General features: G+C 74.3%; 20 protein-coding genes and 1 pseudogene. 11 read left to right on the forward strand and 10 right to left on the reverse strand.

Features of this window, described 5'->3' with window-relative positions; genetic code table 11:
- Window positions 1–130: 130 nt before the first annotated feature.
- Window positions 131–1,531, forward strand: a complete 1,401-nt coding sequence (locus ABD981_RS02730; protein ID WP_205628116.1) for a choice-of-anchor A family protein — start codon at window positions 131–133, stop codon at window positions 1,529–1,531.
- Window positions 1,532–1,693: 162 nt separating this feature from the next.
- Entirely contained in the window at window positions 1,694–2,731 is a 1,038-nt protein-coding gene (locus tag ABD981_RS02735) for a vWA domain-containing protein (protein ID WP_046906237.1), read from the forward strand.
- A 43-nt stretch (window positions 2,732–2,774) separates the two neighbouring features.
- Here ABD981_RS02735 and ABD981_RS02745 read toward each other — a convergent pair whose 3' ends face one another.
- Complete coding sequence (locus tag ABD981_RS02745; RefSeq protein ID WP_382747486.1) at window positions 2,775–3,980, reverse strand: discoidin domain-containing protein; 1,206 nt, start codon at window positions 3,978–3,980, stop codon at window positions 2,775–2,777.
- A 228-nt stretch (window positions 3,981–4,208) separates the two neighbouring features.
- Here ABD981_RS02745 and ABD981_RS02750 point away from each other — a divergent pair, with 228 nt between their 5' ends.
- Together ABD981_RS02750 and ABD981_RS02755 are read left to right on the forward strand one after the other, a co-directional pair.
- On the forward strand, window positions 4,209–4,934 hold the full coding sequence (locus tag ABD981_RS02750; RefSeq protein WP_165590898.1) for a DUF4232 domain-containing protein: 726 nt from the start codon (window positions 4,209–4,211) through the stop codon (window positions 4,932–4,934).
- Window positions 4,935–5,116: 182 nt separating this feature from the next.
- Window positions 5,117–5,782, forward strand: coding sequence for a DUF998 domain-containing protein (locus ABD981_RS02755; protein ID WP_046906236.1), 666 nt, complete (start codon window positions 5,117–5,119; stop codon window positions 5,780–5,782).
- Here ABD981_RS02755 and ABD981_RS02760 read toward each other — a convergent pair.
- The 5 genes and pseudogenes from ABD981_RS02760 to ABD981_RS02780 form a co-directional block, all read right to left on the reverse strand.
- A complete protein-coding gene (locus ABD981_RS02760; protein WP_345527765.1) occupies window positions 5,733–6,725 on the reverse strand; it encodes a lanthionine synthetase LanC family protein in 993 nt (330 codons plus the stop codon). The genes ABD981_RS02755 and ABD981_RS02760 overlap by 50 nt on opposite strands.
- Window positions 6,640–8,313, reverse strand: a pseudogene (locus tag ABD981_RS02765) (class III lanthionine synthetase LanKC N-terminal domain-containing protein); the annotation flags it as partial. The pseudogene ABD981_RS02765 and the gene ABD981_RS02760, both read right to left, overlap by 86 nt.
- A 74-nt stretch (window positions 8,314–8,387) precedes the next feature.
- Window positions 8,388–8,570 carry an SflA family class IV lanthipeptide gene (locus tag ABD981_RS02770; protein ID WP_046906234.1) on the reverse strand — a complete coding sequence of 61 codons (183 nt, stop codon included), beginning with the start codon at window positions 8,568–8,570 and terminating at the stop codon, window positions 8,388–8,390.
- A 547-nt stretch (window positions 8,571–9,117) separates the two neighbouring features.
- Complete coding sequence (locus ABD981_RS02775; RefSeq protein WP_046906232.1) at window positions 9,118–9,915, reverse strand: hypothetical protein; 798 nt, start codon at window positions 9,913–9,915, stop codon at window positions 9,118–9,120.
- 148 nt (window positions 9,916–10,063) lie between these two features.
- Complete coding sequence (locus tag ABD981_RS02780; protein ID WP_205628115.1) at window positions 10,064–11,248, reverse strand: aromatic ring-hydroxylating oxygenase subunit alpha; 1,185 nt, start codon at window positions 11,246–11,248, stop codon at window positions 10,064–10,066.
- Window positions 11,249–11,341: 93 nt separating this feature from the next.
- Between ABD981_RS02780 and ABD981_RS02785 the strand changes: the two genes are divergently transcribed.
- The 6 genes from ABD981_RS02785 to ABD981_RS02810 all read left to right on the forward strand — a co-directional run bounded on the left by ABD981_RS02785 (window position 11,342) and on the right by ABD981_RS02810 (window position 17,465).
- Window positions 11,342–12,055, forward strand: a complete 714-nt coding sequence (locus tag ABD981_RS02785; protein WP_046906231.1) for a class I SAM-dependent methyltransferase — start codon at window positions 11,342–11,344, stop codon at window positions 12,053–12,055.
- 55 nt (window positions 12,056–12,110) lie between these two features.
- Window positions 12,111–13,262, forward strand: a complete 1,152-nt coding sequence (locus tag ABD981_RS02790; RefSeq protein ID WP_046906230.1) for a nucleotide disphospho-sugar-binding domain-containing protein — start codon at window positions 12,111–12,113, stop codon at window positions 13,260–13,262.
- Between the two features lie 35 nt (window positions 13,263–13,297).
- Window positions 13,298–14,107, forward strand: a complete 810-nt coding sequence (locus ABD981_RS02795; RefSeq protein WP_046906229.1) for a phytanoyl-CoA dioxygenase family protein — start codon at window positions 13,298–13,300, stop codon at window positions 14,105–14,107.
- A complete protein-coding gene (locus ABD981_RS02800; protein ID WP_131723833.1) occupies window positions 14,104–15,180 on the forward strand; it encodes a cytochrome P450 family protein in 1,077 nt (358 codons plus the stop codon). The genes ABD981_RS02795 and ABD981_RS02800 overlap by 4 nt, the downstream gene beginning before the upstream one ends.
- Window positions 15,181–15,264: 84 nt before the next feature.
- Window positions 15,265–16,491 carry an activator-dependent family glycosyltransferase gene (locus ABD981_RS02805; RefSeq protein WP_345527715.1) on the forward strand — a complete coding sequence of 409 codons (1,227 nt, stop codon included), beginning with the start codon at window positions 15,265–15,267 and terminating at the stop codon, window positions 16,489–16,491.
- The gene (locus tag ABD981_RS02810) at window positions 16,488–17,465 is read left to right on the forward strand and encodes an SRPBCC family protein (protein WP_046906227.1); all 978 of its coding nucleotides are present in this window, start codon (window positions 16,488–16,490) and stop codon (window positions 17,463–17,465) included. The genes ABD981_RS02805 and ABD981_RS02810 overlap by 4 nt, the downstream gene beginning before the upstream one ends.
- Window positions 17,466–17,473: 8 nt before the next feature.
- Here the strand turns inward: ABD981_RS02810 and ABD981_RS02815 are convergent, their stop codons facing one another.
- Window positions 17,474–17,776, reverse strand: a complete 303-nt coding sequence (locus tag ABD981_RS02815) for a muconolactone Delta-isomerase family protein (protein WP_046906226.1) — start codon at window positions 17,774–17,776, stop codon at window positions 17,474–17,476.
- A gap of 137 nt (window positions 17,777–17,913) precedes the next feature.
- Here ABD981_RS02815 and rfbD point away from each other — a divergent pair, with 137 nt between their 5' ends.
- Window positions 17,914–18,855 (forward strand): dTDP-4-dehydrorhamnose reductase, encoded by a 942-nt coding sequence (gene rfbD / locus ABD981_RS02820; protein ID WP_123954227.1) that lies wholly within the window; start codon window positions 17,914–17,916, stop codon window positions 18,853–18,855.
- Here the strand turns inward: rfbD and ABD981_RS02825 are convergent.
- The 3 genes from ABD981_RS02825 to ABD981_RS02835 all read right to left on the reverse strand — a co-directional run bounded on the left by ABD981_RS02825 (window position 18,784) and on the right by ABD981_RS02835 (window position 22,011).
- Window positions 18,784–20,094, reverse strand: a complete 1,311-nt coding sequence (locus tag ABD981_RS02825; RefSeq protein ID WP_046906225.1) for an activator-dependent family glycosyltransferase — start codon at window positions 20,092–20,094, stop codon at window positions 18,784–18,786. The two genes, rfbD and ABD981_RS02825, sit on opposite strands and share 72 nt — an antisense overlap.
- Before the next feature lie 113 nt (window positions 20,095–20,207).
- Window positions 20,208–20,615, reverse strand: a complete 408-nt coding sequence (locus ABD981_RS02830) for a MarR family winged helix-turn-helix transcriptional regulator (RefSeq protein WP_205628114.1) — start codon at window positions 20,613–20,615, stop codon at window positions 20,208–20,210.
- 79 nt (window positions 20,616–20,694) lie between these two features.
- Entirely contained in the window at window positions 20,695–22,011 is a 1,317-nt protein-coding gene (locus ABD981_RS02835; protein ID WP_046906223.1) for an activator-dependent family glycosyltransferase, read from the reverse strand.
- Window positions 22,012–22,118 lie beyond the last annotated feature (107 nt).

Raw genomic sequence — 22,118 nt, forward strand, 5'->3', positions numbered from 1 at the left:
CCCACGTTCCGCCCTCACCCCCACTCGCTTCACCCTCACCCCCCCACTCGCGTCACCCCCACCCCCACTCGCGTCACCCCCACCTCCCCCCACTTGCTTCACCCACACCCCTCAAGAGAACGGCACAACCATGTCCCAGACAGTCACCGCCGGCATGCGCACCGGTATGCGCGGCGCCGTGGCGCTCGCCTTCGTCGTCGGCCTCTCGGCCCCGTGCGCGGCCTTCGCCGCTCCGCTCGCCCCGGCCGCCGGCCAGGCCCCCGCGTGCCCGGCCGCCGGAAAGGAGCCGGGCATCGGCCCCGTGCCCCTGTTCACCGACGAGAACGTCGCCCTCTACGCGGGCGGTGACTACACCGCGGACGGCGGGACGGCCGAGGCCGAGGGGCTGCTGGTCGTCGCCGGCAACGCCACGTTCGCCAAGTCGTCCGGAGGCGTCTTCAACATCGGCCGCGTGGGTGCCGGTTCGGGCATCCTGCCCGCCTCCGGTTCGGTCATGCTGGCGGTCGGCGGCAACCTGAACATCGCCAAGGGGACGACCGTAGACGTCGGCCACGGTCTGACCGCGGGGCCGCGCTACGGCGGCGCGGTCCAGGTGGGCAAGGAGATCGACGAGAAGGGCTCCCTGGAGACGAACGGCGGCTCCCGGTCCTCCGGCACGGGGGCGAGCGCCGCTCTGAGCCCGCACGCCTCCTTCGGCGACACGATCCGCCGCGAGTCGGCCTCGCTCGGCGCGCTGAAGACCACCGGCACCACCACCCGGTCGGGCGACACCGTCACCTTCAAGGGCGGGAGCGCGAGCGGCACGCAGGTCTTCGAGATCTCGGCGAAGGAGCTCGACGGCGCGTCGACCTTCGTGTTCGCGTCCCTCCCCGACGGGGCGGCCGCCGTCGTCAACGTGACCGGTGCCCAGGCCGTGGACATCTCCCCGATGGCCGTCGCGTTCAACGGGAACCGCGCGGACACCTACGACTCCGCGCACTTCGGCGAGGCCGCCTCGCGGATCCTCTACAACTTCGAGGACTCCGCCAAGATCAGCCTCGGCGGCGGAGGCAACTTCATGGGATCGATCCTCGCGCCCAAGGCGAGTGCGGACATGACCGCAAGCACCAACGGCCGCGTCTACGTCGGCGGCGACATCCGCACCCACGGTTCGGGCAACGAGAGCCACAACTACCCGTGGACCGGCACCTCGACCTTCGAGTGCAAGCCCACGAAGACCCCGGAGACCCCGGGCGGGAAGCCCTCCACCCCGCCGGAGACCTCGGTGCCGACGCCGAGCTCGACCCCGTCGCAGCCCGGCGAGGAGACCACGAGCCCCACGACACCGGGCACCTCCGCCCCGACGCCGGGCGCGTCCGAGTCGACGGCCCCGTCGGCCACCACGCCTCCCAAGGGCGGCGGCTCGGGCGGCGGCGGCTCGCTCGCCACGACCGGTGGTGAGGTCGCGCCCTACCTGGGCGCGGCCGCGGCCCTGGGCGTGGCCGGCGGCGCGGTGCTGCTGGTCACGCGCCGCCGCCGCGCGCAGCACTGACACGCCCCGCACTGCCGAGGCCGGACGCACCCGGACGCCCGGGCGCAGCCTGTTCCCGCGCTGCGGGGCGGCCGCGCCCGGGCGTCCCGCAGTGGACGCCTGATCGATTGTCAGTGGTGGGTGGGACGGTAGGTGCATCGATCCGAACGAGGGGGACACACCATGGCCGGAACCCAGAACTACATCAACCACGTCGCGCTGGTGCTGGACGCGAGCTCGTCGATGTCGCACCTGAGGAGCAAGGTCGTCGAGGTCGCCGACCAGCAGATCGAGTACCTCGCGCGGCGGTCGAGGGAGCTGGACCAGGAGACCCGGGTCACGGTGTACGTGTTCGCCGACAAGGTGGAGTGCGTCATCTACGACAAGGACGTGCTGCGGATGCCGTCGCTGAAGCAGCTGTACCGGGTCGGCGGCATGACCGCCCTGCTGGCGGCGGCGCTCACGTCCCAGCGGGAGCTGGCGCAGACGGCCCAGCTGTACGGTGACCACAGCTTCCTCACCTTCGTCCTGACGGACGGCCAGGAGAACGCGAGCCACCGCGGCCCGGACGCCCCGGCGAAGGATCCCCGCGCGCTGGTCGCGGCGGTGGCCGGAATGATCGAGTCGCAGCAGGACAACTGGACGCTCGCGGTCCTCGTCCCGGACCAGACGGGCAAGCGCGAGGCCATGCAGTGCGGGTTCCCGAAGGACAACATCGCGATCTGGGACGCCACGAGCACGCAGGGCCTCCAGGAGGCCGGGCAGGTCATCCGGGAGGCCACCGAGAAGTTCATGGTGGGCCGGACCAAGGGCATCCGCGGTTCGCGGTCCGTGTTCTCCGCCGGCGCCGCGGTCAGCAAGCAGACCATCGAGGCGGCCGGTCTCACCCCGGTGGACCCCTCGGCCTTCGCGCTGATCCCGGTCTCCCGCGACGTGGCGATCCGCGAGTGGGTCGTGGACAGCGGACACACCTACCGGACCGGCGGCGCCTACTACCAGCTGAGCAAGTCGGAGCGGATCCAGGCCCGCAAGCAGATCGCGGTGCTGGAGAAGAAGACGGACCGCGTGTACACGGGCCCGCAGGCGCGCGCCCTGCTCGGTCTGCCGGACGAGGAGGTCCGGGTGAAGCCGGACCACAACGACGAGTTCACGATCTTCGTGCAGAGCACCAGCGTCAACCGGAAGCTCGTCGCGCAGACGCGGCTGCTGCTGATGGTCTGACCCCGCGGCAGCCGCGCCCGTCCCCCGGCCGGGGGGAGACGGCCTACGCCGCCGCGGAGCCGTACACCTTGAACTCGTAGAGCGAGTAGCCGTACGGCGTGGCCCGCTTGGTGCCGTAGACGCGGACGTAGCGGGCCGTGCCGGAGACCGTCAGCTCGTCGGTCGCGCCGTCGCCGGCCGTGGTGGAGTAGAGGTCGGTCCACGTGGTGCCGTCCAGCGAGCCCTGGACGCGGTAGGCGCTCGCGTGGGCGGACTCCCAGTCGAGCCGGACGCGCGAGAGCGCGGCGGGGGAGCCGAGGTCCACGCGGAGCCACTGCGGGTCGGCGCCCTCGGCGGAGGCCCATCGGGTGGCGGCGGCCCCGTCGACGGCCTTGCCGGGTTCGAGGCCGGTGGCCTCGGTGGACGAGGCCGTCGCCGGGCGGCCCTGGGAGAGCAGGCTCTCGCCGCCGCTGCCGGTGAGCTGGTAGGCCCGCAGGTTCTTCAGGAGGAGGTACGTGTCGCGGAGGGAGCCCGAAGTGTCGTCGAGCGAGCGGTAGATGCCCCACTTCGGCCGCACCCGGTCGGCCAGGAGGGTGTCGACGCCGGTCTTGGTCGCGTCCACGACGGTGGTGCCGCCGCTCTTGACCACCCAGCGCACCGAACCGGCCGTGCCGTCGCCGATCTTGATCTCGTACTCGATGTCGATCCACTTGTTCTGCAAGGGCTCCAGGTTGGTCCGCCCGACCAGGATGTCGCCGTCGAAGATCTTGTGCTCGATGGTCTGCACCCCGTTGACCCGGCGCAGCGAGGTCACCGTGATCGGCGAGGTGCCGCTGCCCGGCTGCTTGGTCTGCATGATGTGGGTGAAGGTCGTCGTGGCCATCAGCGAGCTGGGGATGTACGTCGAGTAGGTCACCCGCCAGGTCTCGCCGGGCCGCCACTCCAGGAAGCTGGAAGGCGAGGTGCGGTTCCCGGTGACCTCCTGGCGCTGCCGGTCGCTGTACGAGTCACGGTCCACCAGGTGCATGTCGAAGCGGTACGCGTCTCCCGCGACCTTGATGTGGGGCGCGCCCCCGGGGTGGGATTCCGCGCGGTCGTCCTCGACCGTCTCGAACGCGCCGAGGCCGGCCGTGGCGGGGTCCGGTGACCACCGGAGCGTCCAGGTGGCCGCCGCCTGGGCGGTGGAGGCTGGGGAGACAAGCCCCAGCAGGGTCAGGGCGATGGCCGCCAGGCTCGCGACCGCGGCCGGGATCGCGCGTGGGTGTGTCATGTACCGCCTCCAGTGGGGGAGTTGGGGCTGATGTCGATGACGCGCGCCATACTGCCCGTACCACTGGTCGTTAGTAAAGCTTCCTGATAATTCTGCGGCGGTGACTGTTACAGCAACAGGACGTGCTGACCGGCGAGTTGTGGCCGGTTCCTGATGCACAATCGGTCTGCCGACGATGCGGTGCGCGATGCGACGCCGGTACGGAGCGGCCGATCACAGGGGGACTCGATGGACGTCACTGCCAGCAGAAACCGCAAGAACCCGAACCGTTGGAGGAGCTACGCCCTGGGTGCCGCGGCGGTCGCCGCGCTCCTGACGACCACGGCCTGCGGGCCCGGTTCGGACGAGGCCACCGGCGAAAGCAGGACATCGGACCGTCCGAGCGCGACGGGCTCCACGGCCCCGACGAGCGCGACGCCTCCGGCGAAGCCGAGCGCGACGGCCTCCAAGCCCCCCGCCACGGGCAGCGGCGACGGCGCCTCCCGTGGTGACGCCGGCGGCGGAGACGGCTCCGAGATCCCGCTCTGCACCATGCGGGACCTGTCCTTCTCCGCGACGAACTACGACGCCAAGGGCGAGCCGGTCCGGCACATCCTCCTCGTCGCCGTCAACACCGGCAGCAAGAAGTGCGACATCCAGGGCGCCCCCGAGGTCACCCTCGGCAACGCCAAGGGGCCGGCCCCGGTCAAGCGGGAGACCGACCCCGGCGAGGTGCTCACCCTCGCGCCGGGCCAGAAGGCGTATGCCGGGCTGCTCGCCACCGGCGGCAGGATGGACACCTACGACGTGCGGTCCCTGACCCTCGGCCTCGGCAGCCCCGGCGGCGAGAGCGAGCCCGAGAAGCCGGTCGCGGTGCGCATGCCCGTCGCCTCGTTCCCGGCCGACGACGGCCAGCGCGTCACGTACTGGGCGGGCACCGAGGGCCTCGCCATGCGGCCCGTCACCCAGTCCTGACGCATCCCGGCCCTCCCGGGCCCCTCGCCCGAGGCGAGGGGCCCGGGCGCCGGAACTCCCGCTGCGGCAGGGGCCGGAGGGGGGTCTGCCCCACCCCGCTCCAGGGGGCCCGTCGGAGTGCCCGGGCCCGACGCCGGATGATCAGCTGTCCGCACGGGACCTACCGAGCGGAGGGCGGACGGATGAGAGTCCGGATCGGGTACGTGGCATGGATCGTCGGCGCGGTGCAGTTCTTCGTCGTGCACGTGGTGGCGCAGTCGGCCTGGGCCAGGCCGTACAGCTGGGCGCACAACAACATCAGCGACCTCGGGAACGCGCACTGCGCCCTGCAAGCGGAGCCCGAGCCGCGGTTCGTCTGCTCCCCTGAACACGGCCTGATGAACGTCTCGTTCGTCACCCTGGGCGTCCTGCTGGTCGCCGGCGCCGCCCTGACCGGTGGCGCCGCCCTGTGGCGCGGCGGACGGACGGCCGCGACGGCCCGTCTGCTGCTCGCCGCGGCCGGGGCGGGATTCGTGCTCGTCGGACTCGCCCCCGCGGACGTCGACGAGAACCTGCACGTCCTGGGCGCCCTCCTCGTCATGGCGATGGGCAACATCGGCCTGTTCCTCGCCGGGTTCGCCCTCGCGGAACGCACACCGGCCGCGCTGCGGCGGGGCACGAGCCTGCTGGGGGCCCTGGCGATCACGGCCTTCGGGCTCTTCCTCTCCCGCCACTACCTCGGTCTCGGCATGGGAGGCATGGAGCGGGTCGCCGCGTTCCCGCTCCTGCTCTGGGCGGCGGCCGTCGGTGTCCTCGGGTTCAGCCGAGGAGACCGAGCCGCGGTCCGCCTCCGTCGTGCAGCCGCCTGAAGAAGGCCAGCACGCCCGCGGAACCGCCGGCCCAGGTGGCGCTCGACCGGGCGAGACCGGTGTCCGGGAACACGGGCCGTGACCAGCTGCCGCCGCTCCGGCTCAGGATGAGCACGGCGACGGTCTCGGCCGCCTCCCGGAACTCCTCGGACCCGGAGGCCTCGGCGAGGTCCACCATCAGTTCGCCCACCCCGGCCAGTCCGCAGCACTGCGTGACCAGCGGCATCCGCGGTGCCAGCGCGGCGCAGGCGTGGGCGGCCCGCTCGGCGAGTTCCAGGTACGCGGGTTCGCCGAGGACCTGGGAGGCCCGGACGAGGACGGTTCCGATGCCCGCGAGACCCCGGCACCACGAGCCGTAGCGGCGCGTCGCCCCCGGCGCGGCGGCCGCCGCGAAGAGGTCCGGCGTCACGGCGGCCAGGCGCGCGGCGGCCCGCTCGGCGCGGCGGATCGCGTCCGGATCACCCGTCTCGGCCGCGTACGCCAGCAGGAAGCAGACGATGCCCGCCTCGCCGTGCGCGAGGCCCTCGCGCAGCGCGGCGCTGCCCGCGGTGTCCGGACCGGCCGGGGCGAGCCGGGCGGTGCCCGATGCCAGCATCCGGTCGCAGTCCGCCGCGACGGCGAGGTGCCGGTCCGCGGCGTCCGGGCGACCGGACCGGAGCGCGTGCCGGGCGAGCAGCAGCCGGCCGAGCCCGATCCCGGCGGCCCCCGCGATCAGGTCCGCCTCCGGGGGGCCGCCGTCCGGCGCGCGGTCGGGCAGGGCGGGGTACGGGGAGGTCGCCCCCCGGCCCGGCCTCGGGCCCCGTCCCCGGCCCCGCCTCCGCGAGGAAGAGTTCGACGCCGGTGTGTCCGGTGTAGAAGGCGGGCGGCAGCTTCCTGGACTGAGCCGCCGTCCAGCGCGCCAGGGCGGCGACGGCCGAGCGCACGTGGGGCCGGTGGACGTGATGGAGGAGTTCCAGCCCGAGTCCCGAACTGCCGCCGTAGACGTCGATCGAGGTGGGTACGTTCAGCCGTGCGGCCCGTTCGGGGTCCACGATCGCCTGTGCCTCGTCGACGCAGTAGGCGGTCGTGTGCGCGATGATCTCGTCCAGCAGGTCGCCGTCGATCCGGGGGAGCGCGGGCCGGGGTGCGGTTCCGGTGGTGCCGGTGCGCAGGCGGTCGGCGGCGGCGGTCCGTACGGCCGGGTCGAAGTCGAGCAGACCGGTGATCGAGGACCGGATGTCCCGGTGGGCGCGTCCGGGCAGCGCCTGCGCCAGGCAGGCCAGGGTCCGGTCCCGGTTGACCTCGCGGTCGGTGTCGACGATCACCGGGTCCAGGCCGGTGGCGGCGAAGAAGAGGGTGGCGCCGAGGGCGTAGTGGTCGTCGGCGGGGGCGGCCGGTCCGGTCGCGCTCAGGACGGGCCCGCCGTATCCGGGGGTCGCCCCTCCCGGACCGGTGCCGTCCCGTTCGCTGATCCCGAAGTCGATCAGGTGGCAGCGTCCGGCGCCCGAGTCGTCGAGCACGACGTTGTCGGGCTTGAGGTCGCGGACGACCACGCCCCGCTCGTGGATCGCGTCCAGGACCCGCAGGAGCCGGGAGGCGAGGACGGACAGGGCGCGCGCCGGACGGCCGCCGTCGTCGCGGTAGGGGCCGTCGCGCAGCACGTCCTTGCGCAGGTCCCGGTCGCCGCACGCGCTCATGACCAGGTACTCGTCCGTCCGGTGCGCGAAGTAGTCCAGGGCGCGGGGGACGCCGGTCACTCCGTCGAGCGCGGTGAGGACCATGCGCTCGTTGCGCAGCCGGTGGCGGGAGTCCGTACCGGATGCGTCCTCGCCCACGAAGGCCCTGGCCTGTTTGACCACCACCGGCAGCCCGAGGGTGCGGTCGACCGCGCGGTAGACGTTGCCGCCGGGCGAGCGCGCGATGCCGGAGGTGACCGTGTAGCGTCCGCCGCCGAAGCCCGGCGCGGACCGTCCGCCGGCGGGACCGCCGCCCGGCCTGTCGCCCGCCCCGTCGCCTGGTTCGCGGCCCGGCCTGTCGCCTGGTTCGCCGCCCGGCCCGTCGCCCGACTTGCCGCCCGACCCGCGGCCCGCCGTCGTGAAGGGGTCCTCGGCCCAGGGCGGGCACCGGTAGCGGCCGGCGGCCAGGCCGTCGAAGACCTCTCCGTCGGGCCCGGTCATGACGGATTCGAGCCGTCCGCTCCGCCCGGTCCGGTACTCGCCCGTGAACGGGCCGTAGCGGTAATAGACCGGAGCCCTCGGGTCGACCCGCCGGTCGCTGACGACCTGCGGGCCTTCCCGGTCGCGCAGTACGGCGGCGAGTTCCCGTGCGACGTCGACCACGGTGCCGTCGAGCGGATAGACGGTGATCGCCTTGCCGACGGCTCCGGCGCTCACCGCACCGGAGTTGAGACGGCGCAGCGTCTCCGGATCACGTGCGAACTTCGCGTGACAGACGTGCCGCGCCAGCACCGGCAGGACGAGCCGGACCACCGCGTCGAGGTCGCCGGGACGCGCCGATACGTGCAGCTTCCAGCCGTGTTCCATCGCCGGCATGCGTGGATCGTTCAGATACGACCACGTGTCATCGGCCCCACCAATGCGGCCGGTGATGGAAACGGCGGTCACCGTTAGGAGTTCAGATCACAGGCGAAGCGGGTGGTGGCGGTGACCCACGGGTCGGCGAGACACGCCGAGTACTCACGGTCGCTGCGGTCGTCGTCCTCGAACGCGATCGCCTCGTCGTCGATCTCCAGCGGACCCGCGTCGCGGAATCCGTCGATCTCCAGAACATCCTGCACGGCTACGGGCATGTGAGGCCTCCATGAGTTGTCGTGCGCTGAAGAGCAGGAATCGGCCGTCACGGGCCGGTGGGCCCGCTTGGCCGGGGACTCGCTGGACAAAGGTAAGGAGGGGCGAACCCGGTGACAAGAGGGACGTGGGGGAGGGCAACGCCTTCGCATCCCCTCGACTCGCCGTCGTTGCCTTCCGCTTCGTGACCTGGGCGCCGGCAGGCCCACGCTCCGGTCGGCGGCGCTCCGGTCCCGGCCGCGTTCTCGGTCCCGGCCGCGATCGCGGTGCCGGCCCCGCTCTCGATCCGGTAGCTCCCGCACCCGGAGTCCGCCGTGGCCGCGCGACGCCCGCCGCGCGCGTACGCGCCGACCGCCGCCACCACGCCCTCCCGGAAGCCGACCACGTGGGGGCCGCCGTCGCGTGCGAAGCCGAAGACGTCGGGGTCGGGCCGGAACGCGATGACGGTTCCGCTTTCCGTCGCGATCCCCGGGCGAAGGCGGGCCGACACCGCCGCACCGCGGTCGAAGTGCTGCACCCGGCGGCCGCCCCCGCGCCGGACCTCTCCCGTCAGGGGGCCCAGGGCAGGCGCACCGCCTCGATCTCGGGGTCGGTCAGCAGCGCCTCGATCAGGGCGGGCGGGCCGGCGACCTTGGTGGCCCAGAGGTCGTAGTCGGTGCACAGGACCCATGAGCGGTCCCGGGCCCAGAGGTTGGAGGGGCTGAAGTCGGCCGCGGGATTGTCATAGAGCGGCCCGGCGTCGCCCAGTCGGCCGGCCTGTACGCGGAGCTCGTCGAAGTCGACGGTCGCGAGCATCAACGGGTTGTAGTAGGCCAGGCAGGAGGTGCCCGGGCCGGCGGGGCTCTGCTCGGTCAGGACCGCGATCAGCCTGTTCCAGGTGTCGCGGTCCAGGCTTCCCTCGGTGGGCGGGACGATGCCCAGGGGCCAGCTGCCGGCCCGCTTGGCGGAGGGGAAGCAGCGGTAGGAGGGCAGCAGGCCTTCGGGCACGAGGGGGTCGCCGGTGCGGCGGGCGAGTTCGGCCCAGCGCAGCCGCCGCCAGCCGGGGCCGGGGTGCTCCGCGCGGCCCAGGCCGCCTCCCGTGGCGACGCCCACGTCGAGGTCGATGCCCGCGAAGGAGGCGGGCCGGAGGGTCCCGTCCGCCAGGCGGGCCTGCCGGTGCTCGTGGTACGACAGGTCGGCCGGGCCCCGCTCGTGCTCGTACATGGCGTGGAGCACCCAGGCCGCGTCGGGCGTCGCGGGGGGCATGAAGCCGGTCGTGCCGTCGCCGCACAGGTCCCGGAGCCAGCCGGTCTCTTCGGACGGGGCGTGCGGCCACGTGGCCGACACCGGGTTCGTTTCTTGGGGCATGTGTCCATGATCCCTGACCGGTCCGCTGGTCAGACCGTGGCCTCGCGTGCCCGGAAGGCCTGTTAGTCGCCGACCGCCGGGCCGTGCTCGCCGCGAACCGGGTGCTCCCCGCCGACCCCGCCCCCGACCGGCCGCCCCGCGCGGCCGGTCAGAGCTCCCCGGGATAGTCCGCGTCCTCGCGGCACAGGGCGCGGGCCAGGCTGCGGTAGAAGAGGAGGACGCCGGGTTCCTTGGGGGACAGGTGGCCCCGCTCGCCGAAGCGGGACGCGGCGCCCCGCTGGACGGCCTCCAGACCGCGCCGGTCCTCGGCGTTGATCATCGCCGCGTACGCCTCGGCCTCCTTCCTGACGGTGTCGCGGTCCTGGTGCTCCACCATGGCCGTGGGCATCAGCACCCCGCCCCTGACCAGCGTGCGGTCGAGGGACGACGGGATCAGGCTCAGCCAGACGACCATGTCCCCGGAGGCGGCCAGACTGCCCGAGGGGAAGACGAAGAACCCGTACAGATGGGCCCGTTCCTCCTCGGTGAGGTCCAGGACCACCGGCTCCAGCGGGGCCGCGTACCTCACCCGCATGCTGTCGGCCCACGGCGAGTCCGCGCGGACCCGGGTCTCCGCCCCGCCCGGCGTCGTCGGCTGCAGGGTCTCCGGGTGGAAGCCCATGACGTGGTAGTTCTCGTGCGCGTTCTCGACGGCGACCTTCCAGTTGCAGTGCCACTCCTCGGTCCACCCGGCGACCTGGGTCAGCTCCGGCAGCCGGTAGTTCACCAGGTCCTCGCCGATCCGGCGCAGATGCGGTGCCAGGGGCTCGGCCGAGGCGTCGAGGTTGACGAAGACGAAGCCCTGCCACTCCTCCACCGCGAACCCGGGCAGCCGGCAGGCCGACGGATCGAAAGCCGGATTCCGCTTCATGTGGGTGGCGCCGACCAGCCGCCCGTCGAGCCCGTACCGCCACAGGTGGTACGGGCAGGTGAACACGTCGGTACGGCCGGAGCCCTCCTCCACCACCGGCATCAACCGGTGCCGGCACACCGTCGACAGCCCGCGCAGCACACCGTCCTCGCCGCGCACGACGACCACCGGCTCGCCCGCCACGGACAGCGCCACGTACGCACCGGGCTCCGCCAGCTCGTCCACGTGCGCCACCAGCACCCACGAACGGCCGAACACCCGCTCCCGCTCCCGCTCCCACAGCTCGGGCGAGGTGAACGCCGCGGGCGGCAGGCTCAACGCCGCCGCGTCCGGCCCCAGATACCGCTCCAGCTCCGCCACGATCTCCCGGACGTCCACGTCGGCCTCCCTCGGTTCGGTCCGGCCGAGGGTGCTCGCGGACACTCGTGAACCCCTCGCCGCCCGGTCGACACCCCGGCCGCACCGCCTCCACCCGTCCTGGGCGTTTCCTCCAGCGGGCCCGCCGACGATCCGTCCATGTACGGCGCTGACCTCACCGAGATCCACGAACTGATCCACGAGAGCCGCGGCAAGGACTACGGGGCCGAGGCACGGGAGCTCACCCGGCACGTCCGCGGGCTGCGGCCAGGAGCCGGCTCCCTGCTCGACGTGGCCTGCGGCACCGGCGCGCACCTGCGCCACTTCGCCGGCCTGTACGAGCGGGTCGCCGGCCTGGAGCTGTCCGAGCCGATGGTCCGCGCCGCGCGCCGCGGACTGCCGGACGTGCCCGTCCACGTCGGCGACATGCGCGGCTTCGACCTCGACGCCCGCTTCGACGTCGTCACCTGCATGTTCGGATCCATCGGCTACGCCACCGACGAAGCCGAACTCCACGCCACCCTCGCCACGTTCGCCCGGCACCTGACACCCGGGGGAGTGGTGGCCGTCGACCCCTGGTGGTTCCCCGAGACCTACCTCGACGGCTACGTCTCCGGGGACGTCACGACCCTCGCGGGCCGGACCGTGGCCCGCGTCTCGCACTCCGCGCGGGACGGGGACGCCTGCCGGATGGACGTCCACTACGTCGTGGCCGACGCCGGAGCCGGGGCCCGGCACTTCAGCGAGACCCACCGCATCTCCCTCTTCCCCCGCGCGACCTACGAGGCCGCGTTCCGGGCGGCCGGCCTCACCGTCACCTACGTCCCGGGGCCGCACTCCGGCCGGGGCCTCTTCCTCGGGGCCGCCGCATGACGTCCCCGCCGCGCACCGACGACGACCCGACCCACGACTCCCGGCTGGAGGCCGCATGCGCGTCCTGTTCGTGACCTCTCCCGGCCTCGGCCACCTCTTTCCGACCATCCCCCTCGCCCAGGCCTTCCGCGCCGCCGGACACCGGGTCCGGTACGCCACCGGCGGGCTCAGCCTGGCCGCCGCCGAGGCGGGGTTCGACGTCGTCGACGTCACGCCCGGCCTCGACTACCTGCCGGTCTACCTGCCCCAGGAGCCCGGGGCCGACGGCGCCCCGGTGGACCACCCGATGTTCGCCGAGGACCCCGACGACGCCGAACTCGCCACCCTCTTCGCCCGGGTCTCCGGGGTCATGGTGGACGGCGCCCTCGCCGCGGCCCGGCACTGGTCGCCCGACCTCGTCGTCGCCCCGCCCCTCCAGGGCGCCGGCCGGCTGGTCGCCGCCGCGCTCCGGGTGCCCCTGATCGAGCCCCGGCTCGGCTCGTACGACAGCGGCGCCCGCCTGCGCACCCTGCTCCGCGCCGGAATGGAGCCGCACTGGGACCGCCACGGCGTCACCGGCGAACCCGCGGAGACCGTGCCCCTGACCACCCTCCCCGACAGCCTCACCGCCCTGCTCCCCGAGGACCGCCGCACGCCCCTCGCCCGGCCGCTGCGCCACGTCCCCTACAACGGCGGGTCCGTGCTCCCCGCGTGGCTGGCCGAACCCCCGCGGCTGCCGCGCGTCGCCGTCACCCTCGGCACCATCGAGGCCCAGTGGGGCGGACTCGCGATCCTGGAACCCCTCATGGAGGCGGCCCGGGGCGTCGACGCCGAGTTCGTGGTCACCCTCGGCGGCGGCGACCCCGCGCTGCTAGGCGACGCCCCGCCCAACGTCCGCCTCGTCGACTGGGCCCCGCTCGACCTCCTCCTGCACAGCTGCGACGCGATCATCCACCACGGAGGCAGCGGCACCATGCTCACGGCCGCCGCCGCCGGACTCCCGCAGTGCGTCATCCCGCGCGGCTCCTACCAGCAGACCGGGGCGGACCTGCTGCCCGCCCGCGGCATCGGGATCGTGGCCGAGGCCGGGACCCTCGGCGCCGCCCAGTGCCGCAGCCTGCTCGGCGACGAGGCGCTCCGCGAGAACGCCCGGCAGGTCAGGGACGAACTGCGCGCGATGCCCACGCCCGCCGAGACGGCCGCCCGGCTCGTCGCAGCCGTCGGGTGAAGCGCACTCCCACACGAGCGAGGGAAGACGAACAGATGCTGACGACCGCCTGTCTGACGGAGCAGGGCCACCCCGACGAGGAGGCCCTCCGCCACTACCGCGACCAGGGCTTCGTCCACTTCCGGGCGGTGCTCTCCGCCGAGGAGGTGGCCGACTACCGCGCCGCCGCCGAGGAACTCCTCGACAAGGAGGGCCCCGAGACCTGGGGCGCCTCCGAGGCGGAGACCCAGGTCCACTACGTGGAGGCCGCCTGGCGCAAGCACCCCGCGCTGCGCCGTCTGGCCCTCCACCCCGTGGTGACCCGGGCCGCCGAACTCCTGGCCGGCGGGCCGCTGCGCCTCTACGGCACCGACGTCCTCAAGAAGGAACCCCACGTCCACCTGCCCACCGTCGTCCACGACGACGAACCGGGCCTGCCGCTCGCCGGGCTGACCCGCACCCTCACCGTGTGGATCCCCCTCGTGGACGTGCCCGCCGACCGGGGCTCCCTGATCTACGTCCCCGGCTCGCACCGCCGCCCGCCGGAGCACCGCCAGGTCCATCTGGCCGGCTTCCAGGACTACCGGCCGATGGAGGAGGTCTGGCCGGACTTCCCGTTCAGCCCCAGGACGGCCGTCCCCATGCGCGCCGGCGACATCGTCTTCCACGACTTCCGCACCGTCCACATGGCGGGGGTCAACACGGACGGCGAACGCCGACTCGCCTTCGCCGCCGTCTACATGGACTCCGACGCCACCTACCGCCCCGGCGTCCAGGACCATCCGGTCGCCCATCTGCGGCCGGGCGCCCCGGTCGACGGCGAACTGTTCCCCCTCATCGCCCCCGGACCCGGAGCCGAGGCGTGAGCACGGACCCGGCAGCCCCGACGGCCCTTACGGCCCCGGAGGACGGGGTGGACGGGGCGGACCGCGTCGACCCGGCGGAGCTCGCGGAGCTCGGGGAACGGCTCCAGCGCGCGTACGGGACGCTGTGGCTGCACCGGCTGAAGGGCGACCCGTACGCCGCCCTCCTCTGCGACGTCGACGAGGACCCGGGCCCGCTGAAGGAGCGCGTCCGCGCAGCCGGACCCCTGTGGCGCTCCGGCCCCGGCCCCTGGGTCACCGCCGACCCGGCCGTAGGCGCCGCCCTGCTCGCCCACCCCGGGACCGGGCACGAGCCCCTCCTCCCCGGCGAGCCCGCCCGGCCGTCCACGGCCCCCCTGCCCGTCCCCGACCTCGGCCCGCTGTGCGCCCGCCTGCTCGACGCGGCCGGAGCCGAGTTCGACCTGGTCGCCGACGTCGCCGAACCCCTGGCGGCGGGCGCCCTCGCCCGGGCCTGCGCCGTCCCGGAGGACGAGCACGGACGCTTCGCCGAGGCCCTCGCCGACTGCGGGACCGCCCTGGACGCGGTCGTGTGCCCGCAACGGCTCGCGACCGCCCGGCGCACCGGCCCCGCCCTCGACGTGCTGCGCTCCCTCCTCGGCGCCGCCCCCGGCGCGCCGGACCCGGCCGCGGTCGTGGCCGGCGCGCGTACCGGCGCCGACCTCGTCGCCCGCACCGTCCTCGGCGCCCGGCTGCCCCTGCCCGCCGGCCGGGCGGCCGCCACGGTCGACCGGGCCCTCGACACCGGGCCGCCGGTGCGGATCGCCCCGCTCGTGGCCCACGCCGACATCGAGCTCGCGGGCGCCCGGATCGCGGCCGGCGAGCGGCTCGCGGTCCTGCTCGACGACGGCCCCGAGCCTCCCGTGCTCCGGGCCACGGCCCCGCTCCGGCGCGCGATGGCGGAGAGCCTCCTCGCGGCCCTGGCGGACCGGTACACCGGACTGAGCCCCACCGCCCCGGCGGTACGCCGCCCCCGGGCACCGCTGACCCGGGGCCCCGCCCGGGTCCCCCTGCGGGCGACCGCCGCCCCGGGCGCGAGGAGGACGGGAGAACGATGAGGGTCCTGTTCAGCTCCCTGGAGGGCAGCCACTTCCAGCTGCTCGCCCCCCCTGGCCTGGGCCCTGCGCACCGCGGGGCACGAGGTGCGCGCCGCCTGCGTCCCGGGCGTGGTCGAGACGGTCACCCGGACGGGCATCACGGCCGTCCCGCTGGACAGCCCGCCCTGGTACGAAGGGCTGGAGGACTTCCACAAGGAGGCCATCGCCCACTTCGGCACGGCCGACCAGGACCCCGACCGGGCCCCCGACGCCGGAACGGACCCGGACCGGGAGGGCGGCTGGGCGGACCAGCTCGGCTACGAGAGCGTCATCGTCCCCGCCCTCAACTCCCGCCTCAACTCCGACCGGTTGATCGACGAACTGGTCGCCTTCGCCCGCCACTGGCGGCCCGACCTGGTCATCTGGGAGACGCTCTGCCTGGCCGGACCCGTCGCGGCGCTCACCGTCGGCGCCGCGCACGCCCGCCTGGTCTCCGGACCGGAACTCGCCATGCAGCTCGGCACCCGACGGTCCTTCCTGCGGCTCGCCGCCGAACAGCCGCCCGAGCACCGCGAGGACCCCACCGCGGAATGGATCGACCGGACGCTGGAACGCCTCGGCGCCGGAGCCCGCTTCGACGAGTCGGTGCTCACCGGGCAGTGGACCGTCGACACCCGCCCCGCGAGCCTGCGCGAGGACCTGGGCCTGACCGTCGTGCCCGCCCGCTACATCCCGTACAACGGGCGCTCGGCGGTGCCCCGCTGGCTCCGCGAACCGCCCGCGCGGCCCCGGGTCTGCGTCACCCTCGGCGTGAGCATCGACAGCGGCTACGGCCTCTGGGACCTCGACACCGTCCTCGTCGGCATGCTGGACGCCCTCGCCGGGCTGGACGTCGAGGTCGTCGCCGCCCTCTCCGAACGGCAGCGCGCCCACCTGCCGCCGCTCCCCGACACCGTCCGGGTCGTGGACCACGTGCCGATGCACGACCTGCTGCCGACCTGCGCGGCCGTCGTCCACCACGGCGGCTACCAGACCAAGGCCACCGCGGAGTTCCACGGCGTGCCCCAGGTCCTCCTCACCGGCTGGGAGTGGGTCACCGAATCCATGGGCGCCGCCTACGAGAAGCAGGGCAACCTCCTCTCCCTGCCGCTGCGGGAGTTCACCCCCGACCGCTTCCGCGAGAAGGTCGCGACGGTGCTGGGGGACCCGTCGTACGCCGCGCACGCCCGGCGGCTGCGGCGGGAGACCGAGGAGATGCCGACGCCCAACGAGGCCGTCGCCGCCATCGAGCGGCTCACGGCCCTGCACCGGAAGGAACGGCGAGGAACATGAGGCTCACGGAGATCCTGGCGGAGCTGGAACGCTACCTGGACGACGACGCCCCCCAGGTGAGCCTCCCCCCGGCGGCCTTCACCTCACCGGAGCTGTGGGAGGCGGAACGGGAGCTGGTCCTCGCCCGGTCCTGGCTGCTCGCCGCCCACGCGGACCAACTGGCCGGGCCCGGCGCGAGCGTGACCCTCGCGCCGGCCGGCCGGCCCGTCACGGTGACCCGGGAGCCGGACGGCACCCTGCGCGCCCGGTCCGCCCTCGGCCCGCACCGGCCGACTCCGGCGGTGGAGGAGTGGCGGGGCCTCGTCTTCCTCAACCCCGACGGGACCGCCGAGCCGCTGGCACCGCACCTGCGGCGGACCGGCGAGGAACTCACGGCCTACCGGCTGTCCGAGATGACACAGGTCGCCTCCTGGACCGAGGAGTGGCGGTGCAATTGGAAGATCGCCGTGCAGAACGCCCACGAGAACTACCACGCCATGGGGCTCCATCCCACCACGGTGGCCCTGATCACCCCGCCCGGCGGCGCCATGGAGGTCCGGACCGAGACCCGCTGGGTCACCCGGCTGCTCAGCCCGTTCCGTGAACCCCTCGCCGCCACGGCGCTGCCGCTCGACGCGGACCAGCGGGCGACCATGTACAACTGCGCGGTCTTCCCCTGCGGCAGCCTCGCCGCCTTCGGCGACTCCGTCGTCTGGATCACGATGATCCCGCTGGCCGTCGACCGGGTCGAGGTCCGCGGCGGGGTGCTCATGCACCCCGCCGCCCTGGCCGGTCTGGACCAGGATGCCCTCGACGAACAGTTCGCCGAGCTCGCGGCGGGTGCCGAGGTGGTCAACCGGGAGGACCGCGTCGGCATGGAGGCGGTCCAGCGGGTGGCCGGCTCCCGCTTCGCCGCACGCGGGCACCTCTCGCCGAAGGAACCCGGGGTGACGGCCTTCTACCGCGCCCTCGCCCGGTCCCTCACGGCCCCCTGACCCCTCGCTCAGCCGGCTTCCCGCTCGAACGCCGTCGGGTCGAACCCGCCGACCTCCGCCAGGGGGATCACCTCGAAGCGGAGGTGCGGGCTGAGCGGGTTCCCGTACAGCAGCGTGTTCAACTCCTCGTGCGAGGCGACCTCGTAGATCAGCAGACCGCCCGAGGCGCCGACCCTGATCCAGTTGTGCCGGATGATCCCCTTGTCCACCAACCCCCGGATGTACCCGAAGCCTTCGGGCAGCCGCCGCCTGAACTCGTCGGCGGGGATACCGGTCGGGGACTGGGTCGCCAGCACGGCGAACAGCGCCATCGTGCCTCCAAGGTCGTGGATGTCCGAGGCCCCGAGTGTCGGACGCGGCGGTCACCGACGGCTCGACGGCCGCTGGACGGGCAGCCGTCGGACAGGGGGCCGCACACCGATCACCGACCCCGGAGAAGGAGTTCCCGATGAGATGGCTGGTCACCGGAGCCGGCGGGCTCCTCGGGCACGAGGTGACGGCCGCCCTGGCCGCCGAAGGAGCCGACGCGGTCGGCCTGGACCGGCGCGCCCTCGACGTCACCGACCCCGACGCCCTCGCCGCCGCCTTCACCCGGCACCGCCCCGGCCTCGTGGTCAACTGCGCGGCCTACACGGCCGTGGAGGCGGCCGAGGACGAGGAGGAGCGGGCGCTCCTCGTCAACGGGGACGGCCCCCGGCACCTGGCGGCCCTCTGCGCCCGGCACGGCACCCGGCTGCTGCACCTCTCCACCGACTACGTCTTCCCGGGCGACGCCGACACCCCGTACTCCGAGGACCACCCGACGGACCCCCGCAACGCCTACGGGCGCAGCAAACGCGCGGGCGAACGGGCCGTCCTGGAGCTGCTGCCCGACCGGGGCGCCGTGGTGCGCACCGCGTGGCTGCACGGGCGGCACGGGCCGAACTTCGTCCGCACGATGACCGGGCGCGCGCGGGGCGAGGGGCCCGTGGACGTGGTCGCCGACCAGGTGGGGCAGCCGACCTGGGCGGCGGACGTGGCCCGGCTCCTGCTCGCCCTCGGGCGTACGCCGGGCGCGCGTGGGGTCTTCCACGCCACCAACGCGGGCCGGGCCACCTGGTACGAGCTGGCCCGCGAGGTGTTCCGGCTCGTCGGAGCCGACCCCGGCCGGGTGCGCCCGGTGTCCGGTGCGGCGTTCGGCGGACGCGCGCCCCGGCCCCCGTACACCGTGCTGGGCCACGCCCGCTGGCAGGAGGCCGGCATCCCGCCGCCCCGGCCGTGGCGCGAGGCACTGGGCGAGGCGCTGCGGGAGGCGACGGGGGAGCGGGGAGCGGGGGGCTCAGGCGTCCCAGGCGCTCCGCCGGTGCCGCCGGGTCAGCCCCTCCAGGACGGGGACCAGTTCGGCGGGTGACGGCATGCCCGCGATCTCGTCCCTGAGCCGCGCCGCGTTCCGCGCGTACGAGGGTTCGCGCAGCACCCGGGTCACCAGTCCGCGCAGCTCCTCAGGGGTCAGCGGACCCGGGCCGGAGGGGCGCAGACCGGCGCCCGAGCGGACGACCAGGTCCGCCCTCGGGTGGAGGTCCCACAGGTCGTTGGGGACGACGATCTGCGGGACGCCGTGCACCAGCGCGTTCTGGGAGGTGCCGAACCCGCCCTGGTGCACGATCGCGGAGCAGGACGGCAACAGCGCGTCGAGCGGGACGAAGTCCACCGCCCGTACGTTGGCGGGCAGTCGGCCGGTCTCGGCCAGCTGGCCCGCGTCGAGGGTCGCGACGACCTCCGCGTCCAGTTCGGCGAGCGCCTCCAGCAGGACCGGGACGGAGGCCTGCTCGCCGCCCATCACCTCGCGGAACGAGAGCCCGAGGGTGAGACAGATCCGGGGCCGGGAGGGCGGCTCGCGCAGCCAGTCGGGCAGCGTGGCCCGCCCGTTGTACGGGACGTGCCGCACCGGGACCCAGGGCAGGTCCGTGGGGGTGCGCAGCGGGGCGGGGGCGGGGTCGAGGGTCCACTGGCCGGTGACCAGGTCCTCGGAGAAGCCGCCGCCGTGGCGGGCCGCGGTCCACTGCAGCCACTCGGCGAGCGGGTCCTCGCGCAGCGCCCGCGGCCGGGCGGCGAGCGAGGCGCGGTGGTGCCGGCGCATGGTGCCGACGAGGTCGAGGCCGTAGAGCAGGCGCGCGTGCGCCGCCCCGCAGGCCCGGGCAGCGATGGAGCCGCCCATCATGAGGGTGTCCCAGACCACCAGGTCGGGTCGCCAGCGACGGGTCAGCGCGACCAGGTCGTCGACGGTCTCCTCGGCGGAGAAGTTCTGGAAGATGGACGAGGTCATGACGGTGAACAGGCCGTCGAGGAAGGCGGGGGTCAGCCGCTCCGGACGGTCCTCCGTCATCCGCATCAGCGCCTGGGCGTCGGGCGGGTCCGCGAGACGTTCGGCGGCCTTCTCCTGCCGCCGCCGCAGCTCCTCGACGGACTCGTCCTGGGCCAGCCGGGGCCCCACCGGGACGGCGGGGAGCCCCGCCGCGGTGATGGCCTCCACGAGGTCCGGCTGACTGGCGACACGCACCTCGTGGCCGGCGGCGCGCAGGGCCCAGGCCAACGGGACCTGGACGAAGAAGTGGGGTGTGGCGGCCAGGGTCACAAACAGCACTCGCATGGCGGCGAGGCTAGGAAGCGGACCTCGAAGCCGCCTCGACGCGCGCGCGAGCGGATCCGCGACCGGCTCGCGAGGCGCGATCGAGCCCGTCTCGACCCGCCGTCGAGCCCTTCTCAGGGGCCGGGCAGCCAGGCCTCGTCGTCGGTCGCGTGGGCCAGGACGCGCTGCAGCAGCTCGCGCAGGGTCTCGACCTCGTCCGCGTCGAGGTCGCCGAGCAGCTCCGTCTCCACCCGCTCCAACGGCCCGTCGATCCGGGTGAGCAGATAGCGCGCGGTGTCGGTGATCTCCAGCCGGCGCGAGCGGTCGTCGGCGCCCGGCCGGCGGCGCACGTGGCCGGCCTCGGCGAGGTCGTTCACCAGCTGGTGCACGGACTGCCGGGCGACGCCGAGCTGCCGGGCGAGCTCCGCCATGGTCAGCTCGGGTTCGAGCGAGAGCTGGGTCAGCAGACCGTACTGACGGACCGTCAAGTCGTAGTCCTGCAGGCGCTCGTCGACCCGGCGCGTGGCCACCGTGCTCGCCACGGCCAAGAGATAGGGGATGTGTGTCCGCAAGGTTCACCTCGACCGGGAGACGCGTGATCTTCTCTCCTCCGACGGTATGTCATGCACCGCCGTTACGCCGGTCGGAGTGGTGCGCGGCCACCAGCCGCTCCAGACCCGGGACGATCTCCGCGGGCGACGGGGTCCCGCGCAGCTCGTCGCGGACCTTGGCCGCGGCGCGTGCGAACGAGTCGTCGTCGAGCACCCGCTCCACCATCGCCCGCAGCCGGCCGGCGGTCAGCTCCTCCGGCGGGCAGGTCAGGGCCAACCCGGCCGCCCGGGCCCGCTCAGCCCGGGGGGTGTTGCACCACATCCGGGCCGGGACCACGACCTGGGGCACCCCGTGTGCCAGGGCCGTCAGGAAGGTCCCCGCCCCGCCGTGGTGGATGACCGCCGCGCAGCTCGGCAACAGCTCGTTGAGCGGGACGAAGTCGACGGCACGCACGTTCGGGGGCAGCGGCCCCAGCTCCGCGAGCTGCGCGGAGTCGAGCGTCGCCACCACCTCCACGTCCAGGTCGGCCACGGCCGCGAGGAGTTCGCCGACGGAGGCCTGGTCCCGGCCGACCACCTCGCGGAAGGAGACGCCCAGGGTCAGACAGACCCGGCGCCGCGCGGGAGCCTCGTCCAGCCACCCGGGCACCACCGCCCGGCCGTTGTACGGGACGTAGCGCACCGGGACCCGGGGCAGCGGGAGCGGCAGGGCCAGGGAGGTGGGGACCGGGTCGATGGTCCACTGCCCGGTCACCAGCTGCTCGTCGAAGCCCCGGCCGGGCCCCGACAGCCCGTGCCGCTCCAGGACCGGGCCCAGCCACTCCTCCAGCGGGTCGTCCCGCAGCTCCGGCGGCAGCCGGTCCAGGACGGCCCGGTAGCGCTCGCGCAGCAGCCCCACCAGGTCGAGGCCGAACAGCAGCCGGGCGTGCGCGGCGCCCGAGGCGCGGGCGGCGACCGGCCCGGCGTACGTCATGGTGTCCCAGACCACCAGGTCGGGCCGCCAGTCCCGGGCGAAGTCGACCAGGTCGTCGATCATCCGGTCCGGCACCGTGTTCCGGTGCACCAGCGGCGTCCACGCGGCGAAGATCCCGTGCAGGTGCTCGGGAGTGAGCCGCGCGGGGTCGATCTCGCCCGGGTCGAGGGCGCGGAGCCAGGCGTCGTCGCGCAGCTCGGCCGGGAGCCCCGTGTCCTCGGGGTTCATCTTGGCCGCGACGTGCAGCGGCTCGCCGACCGGCACGGCCGTCAGGCCGGCCCGGGTGATGGACTCGGTCACGTCCGGCTGGGTCGCCACCCGCACCTCGTGCCCGGCGGCGCGCAGCGCCCACGCGAGCGGGACCTGGGCGGCCACGTGGGTGGCGGCGGCGAAGGGCTGGAACAGGACGCGCATCGGCGTTCCCCTCTCGGACGGTTCGATTCGGCAGGGCTGGGGCCGGCTCGGGCCGGGTCGGCTCGACCCGGGCCGGCCGGATGCGACTCGACTCGACTTGGCTCGAA

The sequence above is a fragment of the Streptomyces showdoensis genome, assembly GCF_039535475.1.
In the GTDB taxonomy this organism is placed as follows: Bacteria; Actinomycetota; Actinomycetes; order Streptomycetales; family Streptomycetaceae; genus Streptomyces; species Streptomyces showdoensis.